This is a genomic window from Salinimicrobium aquimaris (assembly GCF_035607535.1).
Lineage (GTDB): Bacteria > Bacteroidota > Bacteroidia > Flavobacteriales > Flavobacteriaceae > Salinimicrobium.
The window spans coordinates 45,488-64,379 of sequence record NZ_JAYDZX010000015.1 but is presented as its reverse complement, the minus strand read 5'-3'; the positions used below and the strand labels follow the sequence as shown (position 1 = coordinate 64,379).

Below are 18,892 nucleotides of genomic sequence, written 5' to 3'. Positions count from 1 at the left end.
CAGCACCTCTAAACCTAATTATACTTTATTACACTATGAAAAAAGCCTTTTTAAGCCTCCTCTCTTTTATTTGCTTTACCGGAGTAACATTTGGACAGGAAAATCTTACCTATCAAGAACCTCCACAGGAGATCCTGGAACTTGTGGATGTGCCACTGGCTCCCTCCACGCTCATTGACAGCAAGGCAGAGAAAATCGTTTTTCTCTACCGCGATCAATTCAAATCCATTGCCGAACTAAGTGAAGAGGAAATGCGCCTGGGCGGTTTAAGGATCAATCCTGTCACGAATATAAGCAGTCGTGCGACCTACTTTAATAATATTCAGGTAAAGGATATGAAAGCAGATGAGCCTACACAGGTAAAAGGCCTGCCGGAAAATCCCCGCCTCACCAACTTCAGCTGGTCGCCAGATGAGTCAAAAATGGCCTTTACCCACACTACTTCAGAAGGTGTAGAACTTTGGGTAGCCGATCTTCAAACCGCAACAGCAAAAAAACTTACCGGCCCAAATTTGAATGCCAACATGAGAGATGTGCTCAACTGGTATAAAGACAATTCGGCCATTTTAGTAAAAATGCTTCCGCAGGACAGAAAAAATCTCATAAATCCTGAAACTTCGGTGCCAACGGGTCCTACAGTTTCTGTAAGCGACGGAAAAGAAGCTCAAAACAGGACTTATCAGGATTTATTGAAAAATCCGACAGATGAGTTCAACTTTGAACAACTGGCCCGGGCTGAACTTGTAAAGGTGGACCTTAATGGAAAGACCTCCAAGTGGCTGGAGCCAAAAATGTATGATGACATTTCTTTCTCTCCAGATGGTAATTATGTAATGGTGAGCCACATCAAAAAGCCCTTCTCCTACCTGGTGCCTTACTACCGATTCCCTTCAGAAACAATGGTCTACACCAAGGAAGGAAAACTTGTTAACCAGGTGAATCAGGTGCCGCTTACTGAAGATCTTCCGAAGGGATTCATGGCCGAAAGGGAAGGTAGAAGAAGCCTTAGCTGGAGGAGTGATGCGCCTGCAACGCTTGTATATGTTAAAGCCCTCGACGGTGGTGATCCCGAAAGAGAAGCCGAATTTAGAGATGAAGTATTTCTACTGGAAGCTCCTTTCAAAGGAGAAGGTAGACCGATCCTGAAGACCAAAGACCGCTACGCCGGAATTATCTGGGGAGATGAAAATACTGCCATTGCCAACGATTACTGGTGGAATAACCGGAACACCCGCACCTATGTTTTCAATCCTTCAAATGCGAAGCAGCAGCCAAAGGTGCTTTTTGACCGCAATTACCAGGACCGGTACAGTGACCCCGGAAGTTTTGTGAGGGAGAAAAACAAATATGGACAACAGGTCTTGAAAATGGTAGATGATAACACCTTTCTTTTAGGTGACGGTTTTACTCCTGAAGGTCAATATCCTTTCGTAGACCGACTGGACCTTGAGACCGGAGAGACAGAGAGACTGTACCAGTCAAGCTACAACAACAAAAAAGAAACCCTGGTAGAAGCTATTGACATGGAAGACGGAGAGATCCTTGTGAGAATTGAAACCGCCACAGAATATCCAAACTACTTTATACGTGATATAGACAATGAGGAAGATCTCACCCGGGTAACTTCTTTTGAAAATCCATTTAAAAGCCTGCAAGATGTTACAAAAGAAGTGATCACTTATGAGCGGGAGGACGGTCTTGAGCTAAATGGAACTTTATACCTTCCGGCAGGTTATGATAAGCAGAATCCGCAGAAGTTGCCAATGATCGTCTGGGCTTATCCACGTGAGTATAAGGACAAGAACTCTGCTTCCCAGAACACCTCCAATGCCAATGATTTCACCTATCCTTACTACGGCTCTCCCATTTACTGGGTGAATCGTGGGTATGTGGTTCTTGACGATGCTTCCTTCCCAATTGTGGGAGAAGGTGAAGAAGAACCAAATGACAGCTTTAGAAAGCAACTGGTCGCAAATGGAAAAGCAGCTATTGATGCTGTGGACGAAATGGGATATATCGACAGGGATCGCGTTGCGGTAGGCGGACATAGTTATGGTGCCTTTATGACCGCGAACCTCCTCTCCCACTCAAATCTTTTTGCTGCCGGAATAGCCCGAAGCGGAGCATACAACCGTACGCTTACTCCTTTTGGATTCCAGAGTGAAGAGAGAAACTACTGGGAAGCACCTGAAGTTTACTACAACATGTCACCTTTTATGCATGCAGATAAAATGAAGACCCCGCTATTGCTCATCCATGGGGAAGCCGATAATAATTCCGGCACCTACCCTATGCAGAGCGAACGCTATTTCAATGCTTTAAAAGGTTTGGGTGCTACCGCCAGGCTGGTAATGCTACCAAAGGAAAGCCATGGTTACAGTGCCAAAGAATCTGTACTTCATGTGCTTTGGGAGCAGGATCAATGGCTTGAGAAGTACGTGAAGAATAAGGACCAACAGGATGGAAATATTCAGCAACGTACAATGGAGTTAAAAAAGTAGACATAGTTCCTTAACAGAAAAGCCCGCAGGTCGCGGGCTTTTTTTATGACTGATACTCATTACTTATTACCAATCCTCATTTCCATTATAGGTATCATATTCGTCTGCATCAATAAAGTTGTCATCATTGATGTCATAATCATTGAACACATTTTCATTCCACTCACCATTATCGATAGCGCCATCGCGGTTCATATCATAGGTGTCAAACCAGGTATTATCGGTCAGGCCTTCGTTCCACTCGTCATTATCAAGCCTTCCGTCGCGATCCCTGTCAAAAACGCCATAATCTTCGGCTTTTAAATATTGACCGGCTGTGGTATTTATCCCTTCATTCCATTCGTTCTCGTCAATATAATCGTCCTGGTTCAGGTCAAAAGCCTGATAAGTTCTATCTGTGAATTCCCGGTCATCGATCATTCCGTCTCTGTCTGCATCCCAGTTGTCATATTCAGCATTGTTGCGTTCCATGAATTCAATCTGGTTGAGTCTGCCGTCCCCGTCTGCATCATAAGTATCGAGATCCTGGGCAAACACAGTTGTTCCAAAGATCATGCAACCTGCCACAAATATTCCTTTCAAAGTCTTCATAATTAAGTTTTTAGATTCAACTTCATTTTCTTTCATCCAACCCTAAACTAACACTATAAAAACCTGATATAAAGTACTTTAATATTTTTAACAGAGAAATGAGAAATTTTTTACTTACCCTAACAGCATTAAAAAAGCCGGAAACACTTAATGTTCCCGGCTTTCGATGTCCCTGCGAACATCGCGCAATCAAGAGTATTGTTTAAAGTTGTTGATCTTCACCTTAGCACCAAGGTCATGCAGCAAATTGTAAAGTCCAAAGAACGTCCTGTTGATATAAAGAAAGTGCTTGCTGCCGCGGTTTCCATTCATTTTTCTTAATTCCTGATCTTTACTGTACTTTTCACTCAGTGAAGTTACAGAGGTCCAGAAACTTTCATCTGAAAAATCAAATTCTTCTTCCTGAAAAGGTGCTGTGAAAAGACTTAGCATCTGGTAAAACAATTCTGAGAAAAATGCGATCTCTCTCTCAGAATCTTCTTTTCTCAGAATTTCCAGCTCAAAAAGCTTTGCATTGAAAATTTCAGGATTTTCGATCTTATCCTTGTCGGCCAGCTCAAAGTACGGCTCATAGAATTCCAGAGGCACCTTTTTGATACAGCCAAAATCAATGGCTATAAGATTATGGTCTTTATCCACCAGGAAATTTCCGGGGTGAGGATCGGCATGTACCGCTTTTAAAACATGCATCTGGTACATATAAAAATCCCAGAGGGCCTGCCCCAATTGATTGGCGATATTTTGATCTTTATTCTCCTTGGCAAAATCCCTAAGATGAAGTCCATGCATCCAGTCCATACTAATAATGCGTTCGCTGGATAACCCGGGGTAATACTTTGGAAATTTCAGGTTGGGGATATGGCTACAGGCTTCAGAAATCTCGATGCTCTGTTTGACTTCGAGCACATAATCGGTTTCTTCAAGCAGCTTCCCCTCTACTTCTTTAAAATATCTTTCTGAATCTTTTCCCTGAAGATTGAACATCTTGATGGCAATGGGTTTGACCATGGCGAGATCTGAGCTTATACTATCGGCCACCCCCGGATACTGGATCTTCACAGCAAGTTCCTTCCCGTCTTTAGTAGCGCGGTGAACCTGCCCAATACTGGCAGCATTTACAGAGTCGAGAGAAAAACTATCAAATATTTCATCGGGAAATTGCCCGTGGTATTTTTTGAAGGTCTTTCTTACCAGGGGAGCAGAAAGTGGAGGCACGCTGAATTGAGCGAGGCTGAATTTTTCGACATAAGCATTTGGAAGAAGGCTTTTTTCCATAGAAAGCATTTGCGCTACCTTAAGCGCACTGCCTTTGAGGCTCTTCAATCCGTTGTAGATGTCCTCTGCATTGCTCTCATCCAGTTCCTCCCGTGAAACCTCTCCATTTAGAGCCTTTTTTGAATAGTACCTGAGGTAATTCCCTCCCACTTTTATCCCGGTCTGTACCATCTTTCCGGTCCGACCTATCTTTCCTGTGGGAATTCTATCTATTGTTTTCATTTTTGTCAAATTAAAGGCCGTGGCCGGAAGTGTAGGGACCAACCGGCACCAGGCCAATACAGGCTTATTTGTTAAACTCTAAGCCATTTTTTCCTTCCATAGAAATTTTCCAAGATCCAGAACTCTTTCTAGGGGGGTATTCTCGAACAGATCAAACACCGTATTTACAGATTTTTCTATCGCAACATCTGTGCTTTCGAACTGCGGGGAATTATCATCCATCCAGAACTTCAGTAAAAACATCAACTGCACCCAGGCAGCTTCAGAAAATATGGTTTCAGATCTTTTTAGAAGTTTTACCTGCTGTGCTTCATTCCCTTCTCGTATAAGTTCTGCCGTGTAGTTCTTGACCTTTTGCCTAAGACCTTTTAACTGGCCGGCATTCTTGAGTATGTTACCTTCTTCTTTGAGAGTAAACAAGACATAACTGCGGTTGGCAGTAAGTATTTCAAAGAATGTGTAATAAAGAGTGAGCATTTTCTCCCTGTTATCAAAAGATGCGTACTCTTTACTCTTTTGCATCACTTCAAGAGTGTGCTCAAAGAAACGTTCCCAAATTCCTTTTTTGAGACCCTCAAAACTTCCGTAGAAATTATAGAATTCTGATTCTGAAATATTATTCTGCTTACAGAATTTATAGACCGTACCTGGCTTTTCTTCGTTTTCAAGTATGTAATTCATATAGAGCTCAATTAGTCTATCCCGGGTAAGTTCTTCAGTCTTGGCGGTGTTTTGTTTTACTCTGGCCATTCTTCCTTTTATTTCGTTTCGTCAAAGATATAAATTCTGTTTAAATTAAGATACAAATATTTAAACAACTTCCTGTTAAAGTTTTGGGCATCAGCAAACTCCTATTTATAGTCTTTATAGTCGAAGAAAAGTCTGATAAATTACTTACGCTGTCAGTTTGTCAGCGGCGCCTTGTTGGTACTTTTTTTGACTTCTTTGGGAGAACGTAAAATTTAATAAACCAAAATATATGGCAACCGGAAACATTAATGTATCTGTTGAAAACATTTTTCCTTTAATAAAGAAGTTTTTATACAGTGATCACGAGATCTTTCTACGCGAATTGATCTCTAACGCTACAGATGCTACTTTAAAATTAAAACACCTTACTACGATTGGAGAGGCTAAGGTCGAATACGGCAATCCCGTAATTGAAGTTAAAATTGATAAGGACAAGAAGCAACTTATCATAAGCGACCAGGGAATTGGAATGACCAAAGAAGAGGTTGAAAAATACATCAACCAGGTTGCATTTTCGGGTGCTGAAGAATTTTTAGAAAAGTATAAGGATTCTGCTAAGGATAGCGGGATCATAGGTCATTTTGGACTTGGGTTCTATTCGGCATTCATGGTAGCTAATAAAGTGGAGATCATCACTAAATCCTATAAAGATGAACCCGCAGCTCACTGGGTGTGTGAAGGTACTACTGAATTCACTCTAGAGGAAGCCGACAAAAAGAACCACGGGACAGATATTATTCTTCACATCAACGAAGATGATAAAGAATTTTTGGAGGAGAACAGGATAGAAGAACTGCTTGTGAAGTACAATAAGTTCATGCCTATCCCAATAAAATTCGGAACCCGGGAAGAGACCTTAGACTTACCTGAAGATGCTCCGAAAGATGCAAAGCCGGATACCAGGACAGTAGATAATATTGTAAACAACACCAATCCTGCATGGACAAAGCAGCCAACAGATCTTGAGGATAAAGATTACAAGGACTTCTACAGGGAACTTTACCCAATGCAGTTCGAGGAGCCGTTGTTCCACATTCACCTCAACGTAGATTATCCTTTTAACCTTACCGGGATCCTTTACTTCCCAAAAATGTCTCAGGACATGAACATTCAGAAGGATAAGATCCAGCTATATCAAAATCAGGTATTCGTTACAGATAACGTAGAGGGAATAGTTCCTGAGTTCCTTACCATGCTGCGCGGAGTAATTGATTCTCCCGACATCCCGCTGAACGTATCCCGTTCTTACCTGCAGGCAGACGGCGCAGTGAAAAAGATCTCTAGCTACATTACCCGTAAAGTGGCAGATAAGCTGAAGTCTCTGTTCAATAACAACCGTGAGGATTTTGAAAAGAAATGGAATGACATCAAGATCGTTATTGAGTATGGAATGCTTTCTGAAGATAAGTTCTTCGAAAAGGCAAAAGACTTTGCGCTTTACCCAACGGTTGATGACAAGTACTTCACCTTTGCCGAACTAATTGAGAAGATCAAAGACAACCAGACCGATAAAGATGGTAACCGCGTGATCCTTTATGCTTCAAATAAAGATGATCAACACAGTTATATAGAATCTGCAAAGGAAAAAGGTTATGAAGTATTACTTCTTGATTCTCCAATTGTTTCTCACCTGCTTCAAAAGCTGGAAATGGGAGAAGAAAAGGTATCTTTCGCCCGTGTGGATGCCGACCATGTAGATAACCTCATCAAAAAGGATGAAGAGAAGATTTCCAAGCTTAATGAAGAGGAGAAAGAGAAGCTAAAAGCCGACTTTGAGAAAGTAGTACCAAAAGAAAAATATACGGTACAGCTGGAATCTATGGATAGCAATGCAGCGCCTTTGATCATTACCCAGCCGGAATTCATGAGAAGGATGAAAGAGATGCAGCAAACCGGTGGTGGAGGAATGTTTGGAATGGGCAATATGCCGGAGATGTACAACCTGGTTGTGAACACCAATCACCCGCTAATTACCGAGATCCTAAACACCAAGACCGAGAAAAAACAAGAGCGTTTGATCAAGCAATCCCTTGATCTTGCCCGACTTTCACAGAACCTCCTAAAAGGGGAAGAATTGACCTCATTTATCAAGCGTAGCTTTGAGATGATCAAATAGGGTTTAAGATCTATTCAAATTCAAAAACCGTTTTGCTGTAACAGCGGAACGGTTTTTTTAATGGTATAAGTGGATAAAAAAATATTGCAGTATACTTTCTGCAAGGAGCGCACAATTGTCATTCCGCCGACAGGGGGAATCTTCTAATAAACAGATACTGAATTAATTTTGAATACTCAATCTTGAATTGCCGCAGGCACTACGCTACCGGCTGTAATAAGTTCCTGAAGATGGTATTGAAGAACTGCGGGATATCATATGGCTTATTGATGATATCGTTCATTCCTGCTGCAAGGATCTCCTCCTTCATCTCACCTACCTCTACTGCCGTTAATGCTATGACAGGGATATGCGAATTGAATTCCCTGATCTTCACGGTAGTTTCCATACCATTCATTCCCGGCATGTTAACATCCATGAGGACAATATCAAGCGGCGTGGATTTAAGGATCTCGAGTGCTTCTTCCCCACTGTTTGCCACAAGACATTGGAAGTCTCGTTTTTCAAGAATTCGGCGGGTGACTACCTGATTGATCCTGTTGTCGTCCACGATCAATATTCGTGTTGCTGTTTTTTCCTCAATTTCTGAAATATCTATTCCCAGAGGTTTTAAACTTTCGGCTTCTTCTCCCTGTTCAAATTCTATTGTGAAACTGAAAACCGAACCTTCGCCTTCGGTACTTTGAATGTTAATTTTAGATCCAAACAGTTCAACCAGCTTTTTGACAATAGGAAGTCCAAGGCCTGTACCCTGGTAATTGAGATTCTGGGTTTTTAACTGGGAAAACTCTTCAAAGATCTCTTCCTGTTTATTTTGGGGAATACCTATCCCGGTATCTCCAACTTCAAAATAGATGAGGCATTTACCATTGCTGCAGGACTTGTTTTCTGCTTTGATCCATATCCTGCCTTCTTCAGTAAATTTAACCGCATTTCCCACAAGGTTCATCATGATCTGCGACAGTCGCATGGAATCTCCCACTAAAACAGGAATGGAAGGATCTACTTCAAGATCCAATTGTACACATTTGTTCTTCCTTGTATTTTCAAAGGTCTTAATGATGCCCTGAAATAGGGAATTCATGTCAAAGCTGCTGTTCTCAAGGTGTATCAATTGTGCCTCCATCTTGTTCATTTGGAGAACATCATTAATAAGGGCAAGCAAATAATCTGCAGAGAATTTTAGAGACCTTAGATCATCTTCCTGTTCCTTTCCTTTGTTTTCCTCGAGGAGCAGAGAAGCCAGCCCCACTACTCCATATAATGGCGTACGTAGTTCATGGCTCACTGTGGAGAAGAAACGGGTTTTTAGACTTGATAACCTTTCAGCTTCTTCCTTTGCCAGCTTGAGTTCTCCATTTTTGTCCTTTAACTGTGAGATCAATTTCTTCCTTACCTTATTATTCCTGAAAAGAAGGATGACGAAAAAGAACATTACAATTAAAGAAATAACCATAACAACCGACAGCTGCTGTGTCTTCTCCAATACCTCATCTTTGTATAGTTGTTCCCGTTTTGCAGCCTGCAGATCTTTCTTGAATTCCTCTGTCTGGAATCTTTCATAGACTGCCTTCCTTTGCAATTGTTTATCCTTATCAAAGATCTTTTCCCTGAAAGTTTGGTGTTTATCAAGTGCGGTATATGCCTCATTAAAACTCCCGCTTTTAAACAGCATTTTTGCGAACTCTTCATATGCAAAAGATGCTTCGGCAATTAGAGTATCCTTTTCCGCTGCTTCAATTCCCACCTCAAAGTATTCCCTGGAAAGATCGAAATCCTCTTTGCCGGAATAATACATTCCAAAAAGGGTATTGAGATTGCTTTTTGTTAGTAGATCCTCTTCTTTGGAATTTTTAAATAAATTCCAGGCTCTTTGAAGGTAAGGGAGCGCCTTATTGTAGCTATGATTTTCAAGATAGGTCCAGGCAATATTCATCACCGGGGTAAGCGCCTGGTCACTTCCCGGGATTCGGGAAGAAACTTCCAGAGCCTTCCTGTAATAATTTAGACCTTTTTCAATGGTCTTTTTATTGGAAGAATAGATATTACCCAGGTTATTATAGGCGTACCAAAGCAGGGTGTCATTATTACTTGAACGGGCAAATTCCAGTGCTTTTACATAATTCTCCTGTGCCCTGGTCGTGTCCTCAAGTTTTTCGTATGTAACCCCTAAGATATTATAGGCGTGGTTAAGGTTGTAGAAATCGTTTCTTATAGAGGCCACTTCTATAAGCTCAAGAGAATGCTCAATAGAACGATTGAAATCGTAATCAAAATAAGCCATACTTGCTGCATTCGCTAAACTATCTGTAAAGCTCTTGTATGACTTGTTGGAGCTTTGAGAAAATACAGCAAAGCACAGAAGGAATCCAAAAACACTCAGCAGGTAATTTTTTCTCAAATGGCTGTAATTAAGTTCAGAAAATAGGGCGCTGCAAATTATTTATTTTTAGCATCTTATGCAACAAAAAAGATTATTTAAGAAGAAAAATGTTTATTTTTTAGAAACTTTATTGCAACAGCATACCTTCGGGCACAAAAAAACCCGGATTTTCTATATCCGGGTTTTACTTTATTCTTAACAGGTATGTTTACCTGTAGATCTCATTAAGGATCCTGGCAAGTCTAAGCCCACCTTTTTGTATTTGATCATGTACTACAGGAAACCAGTTGTACATGTACTCATATCCCAGCTTCTCACCAACTTCCACGGAATCATAGACCTGGTTTGCCAGTTTTTTCGACTCGTACATCCAGTCCAATACCGAACCTTTCTGAATATTTTTGATCTGTTCTTTTGAAAGTGCATCTGTGTTATGGGCAAGTTCACTGTAGCTCATATCAAAATCGTTGATCATCTCACTATCCCAAACCCTGTGGAGGTTAGAACCATCTCCAAACCATCTCACTTGTATGTCATTTCCTCCTTTATCTTCTCCCCTACCTGCGTGTAATGGTTGATGAAGGTCTCCAACAAAATGAACAAGCATTTTTAGCGCAAATTCCTTGTCCTCTTTTGAAGCGCTTTTGTCTTTTAAAACTTCAATTGAAGTATTGATTCCATGGACAAGATCGCCGTCGGGATTTGCTGTTTCTTTTGAATACTCGGTCTCCCCGGGGTTAAGATTAACATAGTGCCATGGATTATACTTTCTATAGGCGGGATCACTCTTGATATCATCACCATAAGTAGAAACAAAAGCCAGGTTCATTCCGTTAAGGATCTCCCTTACCTTCTCTTTAGCTTTTTTGGTCAGGTGCTGTTCTGCTACTTCTCCTGTAGCCCTATGGCCTGTTCTCCCCCAATCATTTTCTGAGGCAAAAGTGAAACTGGAAATTAAAAAAGCCGCAAGCAGTAAATAAATTTTCATGTATGTAATTTTTAAGGTCTTCAAAGATAGAAATTCAAAAGACGTTTTTAAGACAATTTCAAAAATCCTGCCTAATTTTTCTCATTTTTGGCGGGTTGTAGAGAACAACAGGATATTGTAACTTTAAAAGAACAAATATCTACTTATGAAGGTCTTTCGGGAGCAGCAATTCATCAAGAGGTGGTGGTTATTTATGTTCATTCTTTCGGTAATTGTCATAATTGTAGGCACTGCTTATTACGCCACCTTGGAAGCTGAAGAAAGCACTGCAGTCATAGTTTCCACGATAAGCCTGTTGATCGCCGCACCGCTGGTCTTCGCCCTTGCCTATACCCGGCTGGAAACGCAAATTGATAAAGAGGGAGTTTCTGCCCGGTTTAAACCGTTTAAATTTACAGAAAAACACTACAATTGGGGAGAGATCGAAAAATGCTATGTCCGGGAGCTGGACATAGTGAAAGAGTACGGAGGTTGGGGCATTCGCGGCCTCGGAAGCAATAATAAGGCATATCATATTTACGGTTCCAAAGGAATTCAGCTTAAGACCAAAGCGGGAGAAGACTTTCTTATTGGCACTCAAAGACCCAAAGCAGCTCAAAAAATCATAAACCTATACTTTCATTCATGAAAAACATCATCTCTGCTATCCTCTTCCTAATATCTGTTTACGGATTAGCCCAGGAAGACAAATTCATTTCTACTGAAGTTAACCTTGATCCCTATGTTAAAGGTACCTTGATCACACCTAACTCTTCAGGAGCAAGCCCCCTGGTGATCATGTTACAGGGGTCGGGACCTACAGACAGACACGGGAATCAATCCTTTATGAAGAATGATGCTCTAAAAAAGCTTGCCTTCGCCCTGGTTGAAAAGGGGATTTCCACCTATCGTTATGACAAGAGGATCATGCAAATGCAGCGACTGGGAATTAAAGAGCAGGATATAAGATTTGATGACTTTATTACTGACGCTATAAGTGTCCTGGAACATTTCGGGGAAGACAAAAGATTTAATAAGCTTATTGTTCTTGGTCACAGCCAGGGATCTCTTGTAGGAATGGTGGCAGCAAAAAACAGGGCAGATGCTTTTATCTCGGTAGCCGGAGTGGCCCAACCCATAGATTCTATTCTCATTCAGCAAATTGCAAATCAAATGCCGGGTCTAAAAGGAAATGCACAACAGGCGTTTAGTGAATTAAGAGAATCGGGCAGTACCGGTAGTTATAATCCTGTTTTGGAATCTATATTCAGGCCCTCCGTACAGCCTTTCATTCTTTCCTGGATGAAGTATGAACCAAAGGAAGAGATATCACAACTGGAGATCCCGGTGCTCCTTGTCAATGGAAGCAAAGATCTGCAAGTCGAGGAGGCAGAAGCTGAAGCCTTAAGAATAGCCAATCCCAATGCACAACTCGTGATACTTCAGGACATGAACCATGTCTTACGCAAAATTGAAGGGGATGATCTTGAGAACTCAAAGTCGTACAATGAAACCGGCAGACCCTTACATCCTGAATTAGTAGATGTTCTGGTGAAATTTATAAGGGAGGTAGAATGAACTACAGAATTATTTTTACAGATATTGATGGCACCTTACTGAACAAGGACAGAAAGCTCTCTTCACTCACCAAACAGGTTTTCCAACAACTTCAAAACGAAATCCCCGTTGTCCTTATTTCCTCCAGGATGCCGCAGGCCATGGAGCACCTTCAGGAAGAATTACACATTTCTCATCAACCTCTTATTTGCTATAATGGAGCACAAATAATCCTGAACGGGGAGACAGTAGTGTCAAAGGAAATTCCTTGGGAGACCGTGAGTGCTCTTCACGCTTTCAATTTGGAACAAGATTGCCACATCAGCCTCTATAATGATCGGGATTGGTACGTACCCCAATATGATTACTGGGCCAAGCGAGAAGAAAATAACACGCAGGTTTCACCAAAAGTAAAGTCCTTAAATAGTGTGCTGCAGGAGTGGAAATCTGCTAAAAAAGGTGCTCACAAGATCATGTGTATGGGGGAAGCCGAAAAAATAGAGGCAATAGAAAAATACCTTTTTGCAGCGTATAAAGATCAACTGCACCTTTACCGCTCAAAACCAACTTACCTGGAAATTACTAATAAGGAGGTATCCAAATTGACCGCAGTTGAATTTCTGTTGAACTCCCACTTCAGGTTATCCCTGGAAGAAACGATCGCCTTTGGAGACAACTACAATGACTACGAAATGCTCAAAGCTGCAGGTATGGGTATTGCAGTAGGGAATGCCAGGCCCGAGATCCTGGAGGTTGCCAGGAAAATAACTCATCACCATACAGAGGACGGAGTGGCTAAAAGCCTGCAGGAACTTTTTGGAACTGCCTGACTTTAATAAATTTTTAAGGAAGTTCTAAAAATTGTATTTTGCCGGTCTTAAAGGCAATTTATGGACAACCCCCCAATTTTCACCAATGATGCCATCGTCCTTGGTCTCTTGATGCTGGCTTTAGGTTTTGTGTTTTTTACCTCCTCCCAAAAAACAGGTTTTTGGTACAAATTCTATAAAGTGGTGCCGGCACTGCTAATGTGCTACCTCATTCCTGCAATTCTGAATTCTCTCAACATAATTTCTGATGAGACTTCACAGTTGTACTTCGTGGCAAGCCGGTATTTGTTACCCGCCTCTCTGGTCTTAATGACTCTTAGTATCGACCTCAAGGCTATTTTTAACCTTGGGCCGAAAGCCTTGATCATGTTCTTTACCGGAACTATAGGTATTATCATTGGAGGGCCTATTGCCATTCTCCTGATATCACTTTTCTCGCCTGAAACTGTTGGCGGTGTAGGTCCCGATGCTGTATGGAGAGGGCTTTCCACCCTGGCAGGTAGCTGGATTGGTGGTGGGGCCAACCAGGCAGCAATGCTTGAGATCTTTGAATATAACCCCGACCTGTACGGCGGAATGGTACTGGTTGATATTGTTGTTGCCAACCTATGGATGGCCATTCTTCTTATGGGGATTGGTAAAAGTGACAGAATTGATGAATGGCTTCGTGCAGACAATTCGGCTATTGAAAGTCTGAAGAAAAAAGTTACTGCTTATGCCGAAAGTGTCACCCGCAATCCTTCCCTGGCAGATCTTATGATCATGTTAGCCCTGGCCTTTGGTGCGGTAGGTTTCGCCCATTGGAGTGCCGATGGAATAGCTGGATTCCTGACATCAAACTTTGAAGTTTTCAACGACAATAAGTCTGCCCTATCGTCTTTTGCTTCTACCTTCTTTTGGATGATCTCGATTGCGACTGCAGTGGGAATTATTCTTTCCTTTACCCGCGCCAAAGAGTATGAGGGCGCCGGGGCAAGTAAGCTGGGAAGTGTGTTTATTTATTTCCTTGTGGCCACTATTGGAATGAAGATGGACCTCACTATGGTTTTTGACAACCCCGGTCTTATAGCTATAGGTCTTGTGTGGATGGCAATTCATGCCGGGCTTCTAATTCTAGTCGCAAAGATTATAAAAGCACCCTACTTCTTTCTTGCCGTGGGAAGCCAGGCAAATGTGGGTGGTGCAGCATCTGCACCTGTAGTTGCGGCTGCCTTTCACCCTTCCCTTGCTACAGTAGGTGTTTTACTTGCTGTTTTTGGTTATGTAGTGGGAACCTATGGGGCGATCTTAAGTACGATTTTAATGCAAATAGCTGCCGGAGCTTAAAGTTTAAACAGGTTTTTTTAGCATATTTGCGCGCAAATTATCACAAGACATTCATGAAAAAATTAGGATTACTTTTTATTGCTATTATCACTCTTGCAGCCTGTACTTCCGAAGAAACCAACCTCCAGATAAAAGGAAAAGTACAGGGACTTAAAAAGGGTACCTTGTATCTTCAAAAAATTGAAGACACCAGTCTTATCACCCTGGATTCTGTTGTAATGAAAGGTGACGAAAATTTCATTTTTGACACCCACATTGAGAGCCCGCAGGTTTTGTACCTCTACCTCAATAAGAAGGACAACAATATATATGATGACCGCCTCATGTTCTTTGCTGAACCAGGAGAAATGATCATCAATACAACCCTAAAGAATTTTGAGGCTGATGCAGTGGTCGAAGGTTCCGAAAATCAGAAAAAATTCCTGGAATATCAAAGCATGATAAACAGGTTCAATACCCGCAACCTTGAACTTATTCAGCAAAGTATAAAAGCACAGGAAGAAGAGAATGCAGCCTCCCTTGATTCGGCCAATGCCGAATACGACAAGCTGCTGCGAAGAAGATATTTGTATACAGTTAACTTTGCCATTAATAACAAAGACCTTGAACTAGCTCCATATCTGGCTATCTCTGAGATCTATGACGCCAACATCAAGTTCCTGGATACCATTTATAACTCCCTTACTCCCGAGGTCAAGGATTCCCGATATGGAAAAAGCCTGGAGGATTTTTTAGAGGAACGCCGGGAAATGGAAAAAGAAGAGGCTGGAGAAACTGATTCTCAAGCTTAGACTGATTACCGATTTGTCTTACCTCCCGCTTTACTAAAGCGGGATTTTTTTTGCCCGGAATAAAAGAATTGAGGATTTAAAGCTTATCTGCTTTGAACCTAAATCCGGGGCTTAGATTTTAAACCGGGAACCTGAAATAAATTTCTCGGGACAAACTGCCAGAGCATTTAAAGGGAACTGACTCCTAAACTCAATCCTATTTACAGACGTGGTAAGCTACCGGGGCAATAATCTTTAGCATAAAAAAAACTTCCAAAAAGGAAGCTTTTTAATTGAGCCGATGGAGGGACTCCCTTCGACTTCAGCAGCAAAAAATGCTGCTTGCGCTCAGGATAAACTTCTCGTCCCTCCATAAAAAAAGCCCCTTCATTTCTGAAGAGGCTTTGAGCCGATGGAGGGACTCGAACCCACGACCTGCTGATTACAAATCAGCTGCTCTAGCCAGCTGAGCTACATCGGCAAATGCTCTTTTTAAAGAGCGTTTATTTTTTCTACAAGATCTCTGGCTTTCACCTCGAGCTCTTTTTCTATACCTCTAAAATGTTGCTTCTTATTCTCAACATCTTTTTGATTCATCTTTCCGATCAATTCGTCAAAATCTGAAATTGCTTCGTCAACAATCTCTTCAGATTTGGCCGGATCCTCATTAGGATGGGTTACCTGGTGCAGGTAAGCCGCCTCAATGATATCTCCAAAAACGTAATTGATATCTCTTTTAAGTGTTCTTCTGTTCGCCATCTTACGCGTAATTTTTCAGCAGCGAATTTACACTATTTCTTAATTCAAAAAACAGTTTTGAAATATTTTTTTATTCTCCGCGGTAGGTAACAAAATTACGGGGAGTTTCATACAGGGTGACTTCCAGATCGAGATGCGACTCCAATTCGGCTCTCAACTTATTCCATATTACTACAGCAATGTTTTCGGCTGTGGGATTCAGGTCCTTAAATTCGGGTACCTCGAGATTCAGATTTTTATGATCAAATGGAACTTCTATTTTTTCATATATCAATCTTTTCAGGTCTTTAAGGTTCACTACAAAACCTGTTCGGGGATCGACCTCCCCCGTAACTGCTACAATGAGGTCATAATTATGGCCGTGGTAATTAGGATTACTACACTTTCCAAAGACTCTGGCATTTTTCTCGTCATCCCAGTCTTTGCGATGCAACCGGTGCGCTGCATTAAAATGAGCCTTTCTGTTTACGGTAACCCTCATTGTTTGATATGATTATAGTATTTGTCAAAGATGATCTTAAACCAGGCAGTATAGATATCCGGATTTACTTTCATATCCTTTTTAAGCTCTTCCAGACTCACCCATTTATAATCATGCGCCTCTTCAGGATTCAGATTGGGTTCGTCATTGTAGTGTCCTACAAGAATATGATCGAATTCGTGTTCTGTGAGTCCATTGTCAAAGGGAGCTTTATAGATAAAGGAAACAGTATCTTTAAGATCTGTTGAAAATCCCATTTCTTCCTGTAGGCGACGTTTTCCCGCCTCTATGTTAGTTTCCCCTTCCCGCTGGTGACTGCAACAGGTGTTGGTCCACAATCCGGGAGAGTGATATTTACCCAAAGCCCGCTGCTGGATCATAAGCTCGTTCTTGTCATTAAAGATAAAGACTGAAAAAGCCCTGTGCAGCAATGCTTTTTCATGAGCTTCCATCTTCGGCATAAGACCTATCTGCTCATCATTTTCATTTACCAGGATTACTTGTTCTTCTTTCATTGCAAAAATTGAGCTTCAAATGTACAAAAACGGGCGGGAAAACACATTTTTGGGAGTTTAGAATTGCCTCCAAAGGAGTGGCTTTGGTTATCATTAATTTCACGATCAAATAATTATCTTTGCAGCCTTAAATACGAGTATGAAATTTCAAGAAGAGATCAAGAGAAGAAGGACCTTTGGGATCATTTCCCACCCCGATGCCGGTAAAACCACGCTTACAGAAAAGTTGCTGCTTTTTGGAGGCGCCATACAGGAAGCCGGGGCTGTGAAGTCCAATAAAATCAAAAAAGGAGCAACCAGTGACTTCATGGAGATCGAGCGACAGAGAGGTATTTCGGTTGCAACTTCTGTACTTGCTTTCGAATATAAAAACAACAAGATCAATATCCTGGACACTCCGGGGCACAAGGATTTTGCTGAAGACACTTTTAGAACCCTTACCGCTGTTGATTCTGTGATCGTGGTGATCGACGTTGCCAAAGGGGTTGAGGAGCAGACCGAGAAGCTTGTGGAAGTTTGCCGTATGCGCAACATCCCAATGATCGTTTTCATTAATAAATTGGACCGGGAAGGTAAAGATGCCTTTGAACTTCTTGATGAGATCGAACAAAAGCTGAACCTTACCGTAACACCTCTGAGTTTCCCCATTGGTATGGGTTACGATTTTAAGGGGATCTATAACATCTGGGAGCAAAATGTCAACCTCTTTACCGGAGATCCAAGAAAAGACATCGAAGAAACAGTAGAGATCTCCGATCTTGCTTCTCAGGAACTCGACAAACTTATCGGGGAAAAAGCTGCAGGAACCCTTCGCGAGGAACTGGAGCTGGTCCAGGGGGTGTATCCTGAGTTTGATAAAGAGGCCTATTTGGCCGGAAATCTGCAGCCGGTCTTCTTTGGTTCGGCTTTAAACAATTTTGGGGTTAGAGAATTATTGGATTGTTTCATTAACATAGCCCCTCCTCCCCGCCCAAAGGAGAGTGATGTTCGCAAAGTAGAACCTTCCGAAGAGAATTTTACTGGTTTTGTTTTTAAGATCCATGCCAATATGGATCCTAAACACAGGGACCGCTTAGCTTTTGTGAAGATCGTTTCGGGAAAATTTGAGAGAAATACTCCATACTTACACGTGAGGCACAACAAAAAGTTAAAATTCTCCAGCCCTAACGCCTTTTTTGCTGAAAGAAAAGAGATCGTTGATGTTTCCTATCCAGGAGATATTGTAGGACTTCACGACACGGGGAACTTCAAGATAGGGGACACTTTAACTGAAGGTGAAGAGTTACGCTACAAAGGAATCCCCAGCTTTTCACCTGAACATTTCCGGTACATCAATAACGCCGATCCTATGAAATCCAAGCAACTGGAAAAAGGGATCGATCAGCTTATGGATGAAGGAGTAGCACAGCTCTTCATTCTGGAACTCAATGGCCGAAAGGTTATAGGAACGGTAGGTGCCCTGCAGTTTGAGGTGATCCAATATCGTCTTGAACACGAATACGGCGCAAAGTGTACTTATGAAAACTTAAATGTACATAAGGCCTGTTGGGTGGATCCTGAAGATCCAAAAAGCGAAGAATTCAAGGACTTTAAAAGGGTAAAATCGAAGTTCCTTGCTCACGATAAGCGGGGACAGCTGGTTTTCCTTGCAGATTCTGCTTTTTCTCTGCAAATGGCACAGCAGAAATATCCGCATGTGAAATTCCATTTTGTGTCGGAGTTTAAATAGAAGCGAACGAAATATTAATTCAGGAATACCTTCCAAAAGTGACATTTTTGGAAGGTATTTGTTCCATATAAAAAACCCTCACCCGATTACATACCCCGGAGTGGGAAATCCGGCAGGGAT

Annotated in this window: 16 protein-coding genes and 1 tRNA gene; 8 read left to right on the top strand and 9 right to left on the bottom strand. The window is 41.7% G+C overall.

Features of this window, described 5'->3' with window-relative positions; translation table 11 throughout:
• The first annotated feature begins 35 nt into the window (after window positions 1-35).
• On the top strand, window positions 36-2,501 hold the full coding sequence (locus tag VR862_RS13565) for a S9 family peptidase (RefSeq protein ID WP_324721531.1): 2,466 nt from the start codon (window positions 36-38) through the stop codon (window positions 2,499-2,501).
• 66 nt (window positions 2,502-2,567) lie between these two features.
• Here the strand turns inward: VR862_RS13565 and VR862_RS13560 are convergent, their stop codons facing one another.
• From VR862_RS13560 to VR862_RS13550, 3 genes are all read right to left on the bottom strand, one after another.
• Window positions 2,568-3,092 carry an EF-hand domain-containing protein gene (locus VR862_RS13560; RefSeq protein WP_324721530.1) on the bottom strand — a complete coding sequence of 175 codons (525 nt, stop codon included), beginning with the start codon at window positions 3,090-3,092 and terminating at the stop codon, window positions 2,568-2,570.
• Between the two features lie 189 nt (window positions 3,093-3,281).
• Complete coding sequence (locus VR862_RS13555; protein ID WP_324721529.1) at window positions 3,282-4,589, bottom strand: ABC1 kinase family protein; 1,308 nt, start codon at window positions 4,587-4,589, stop codon at window positions 3,282-3,284.
• Between the two features lie 78 nt (window positions 4,590-4,667).
• Complete coding sequence (locus VR862_RS13550) at window positions 4,668-5,339, bottom strand: TetR/AcrR family transcriptional regulator (protein ID WP_324721528.1); 672 nt, start codon at window positions 5,337-5,339, stop codon at window positions 4,668-4,670.
• Between the two features lie 229 nt (window positions 5,340-5,568).
• Here VR862_RS13550 and htpG point away from each other — a divergent pair, with 229 nt between their 5' ends.
• Window positions 5,569-7,455 carry a molecular chaperone HtpG gene (gene htpG / locus VR862_RS13545; RefSeq protein WP_324721527.1) on the top strand — a complete coding sequence of 629 codons (1,887 nt, stop codon included), beginning with the start codon at window positions 5,569-5,571 and terminating at the stop codon, window positions 7,453-7,455.
• 199 nt (window positions 7,456-7,654) lie between these two features.
• Here htpG and VR862_RS13540 read toward each other — a convergent pair whose 3' ends face one another.
• Both VR862_RS13540 and VR862_RS13535 read right to left on the bottom strand, forming a co-directional pair.
• Window positions 7,655-9,856 (bottom strand): response regulator, encoded by a 2,202-nt coding sequence (locus VR862_RS13540; protein ID WP_324721526.1) that lies wholly within the window; start codon window positions 9,854-9,856, stop codon window positions 7,655-7,657.
• Between the two features lie 190 nt (window positions 9,857-10,046).
• A complete protein-coding gene (locus tag VR862_RS13535) occupies window positions 10,047-10,826 on the bottom strand; it encodes a S1/P1 nuclease (protein WP_324721524.1) in 780 nt (259 codons plus the stop codon).
• 145 nt (window positions 10,827-10,971) lie between these two features.
• Between VR862_RS13535 and VR862_RS13530 the strand changes: the two genes are divergently transcribed.
• Genes VR862_RS13530 through VR862_RS13510 form a run of 5 tightly spaced genes read left to right on the top strand, consistent with a single transcriptional unit; the run spans window position 10,972 to window position 15,309 of the window.
• Window positions 10,972-11,454, top strand: a complete 483-nt coding sequence (locus VR862_RS13530) for a hypothetical protein (protein ID WP_324721523.1) — start codon at window positions 10,972-10,974, stop codon at window positions 11,452-11,454.
• A complete protein-coding gene (locus tag VR862_RS13525; RefSeq protein ID WP_324721522.1) occupies window positions 11,451-12,383 on the top strand; it encodes an alpha/beta hydrolase family protein in 933 nt (310 codons plus the stop codon). The genes VR862_RS13530 and VR862_RS13525 overlap by 4 nt, the downstream gene beginning before the upstream one ends.
• The gene (locus VR862_RS13520; RefSeq protein WP_324721521.1) at window positions 12,380-13,192 is read left to right on the top strand and encodes an HAD family hydrolase; all 813 of its coding nucleotides are present in this window, start codon (window positions 12,380-12,382) and stop codon (window positions 13,190-13,192) included. The genes VR862_RS13525 and VR862_RS13520 overlap by 4 nt, the downstream gene beginning before the upstream one ends.
• Before the next feature lie 60 nt (window positions 13,193-13,252).
• Window positions 13,253-14,518, top strand: coding sequence for a DUF819 family protein (locus VR862_RS13515; RefSeq protein ID WP_324721520.1), 1,266 nt, complete (start codon window positions 13,253-13,255; stop codon window positions 14,516-14,518).
• A 53-nt stretch (window positions 14,519-14,571) separates the two neighbouring features.
• Window positions 14,572-15,309 (top strand): DUF4369 domain-containing protein, encoded by a 738-nt coding sequence (locus tag VR862_RS13510; protein WP_324721519.1) that lies wholly within the window; start codon window positions 14,572-14,574, stop codon window positions 15,307-15,309.
• A 386-nt stretch (window positions 15,310-15,695) separates the two neighbouring features.
• On the opposite strand, the gene VR862_RS13505 is transcribed toward VR862_RS13510, so the two are convergent.
• The 4 genes from VR862_RS13505 to idi form a co-directional block, all read right to left on the bottom strand.
• Window positions 15,696-15,769 (bottom strand) — tRNA-Thr (locus VR862_RS13505).
• An 11-nt stretch (window positions 15,770-15,780) separates the two neighbouring features.
• Complete coding sequence (locus tag VR862_RS13500; protein ID WP_324721518.1) at window positions 15,781-16,047, bottom strand: hypothetical protein; 267 nt, start codon at window positions 16,045-16,047, stop codon at window positions 15,781-15,783.
• Between the two features lie 70 nt (window positions 16,048-16,117).
• Entirely contained in the window at window positions 16,118-16,528 is a 411-nt protein-coding gene (locus VR862_RS13495) for a 6-carboxytetrahydropterin synthase (RefSeq protein WP_324721517.1), read from the bottom strand.
• Window positions 16,525-17,043, bottom strand: a complete 519-nt coding sequence (gene idi / locus VR862_RS13490) for an isopentenyl-diphosphate Delta-isomerase (RefSeq protein WP_324721516.1) — start codon at window positions 17,041-17,043, stop codon at window positions 16,525-16,527. The genes VR862_RS13495 and idi overlap by 4 nt, the downstream gene beginning before the upstream one ends.
• A 139-nt stretch (window positions 17,044-17,182) precedes the next feature.
• On the opposite strand from idi, the gene VR862_RS13485 reads away from it, so the two are divergent.
• Window positions 17,183-18,772: a peptide chain release factor 3 gene (locus VR862_RS13485; protein WP_324721515.1), complete on the top strand. Its 1,590-nt coding sequence runs from the start codon at window positions 17,183-17,185 to the stop codon at window positions 18,770-18,772.
• Window positions 18,773-18,892 lie beyond the last annotated feature (120 nt).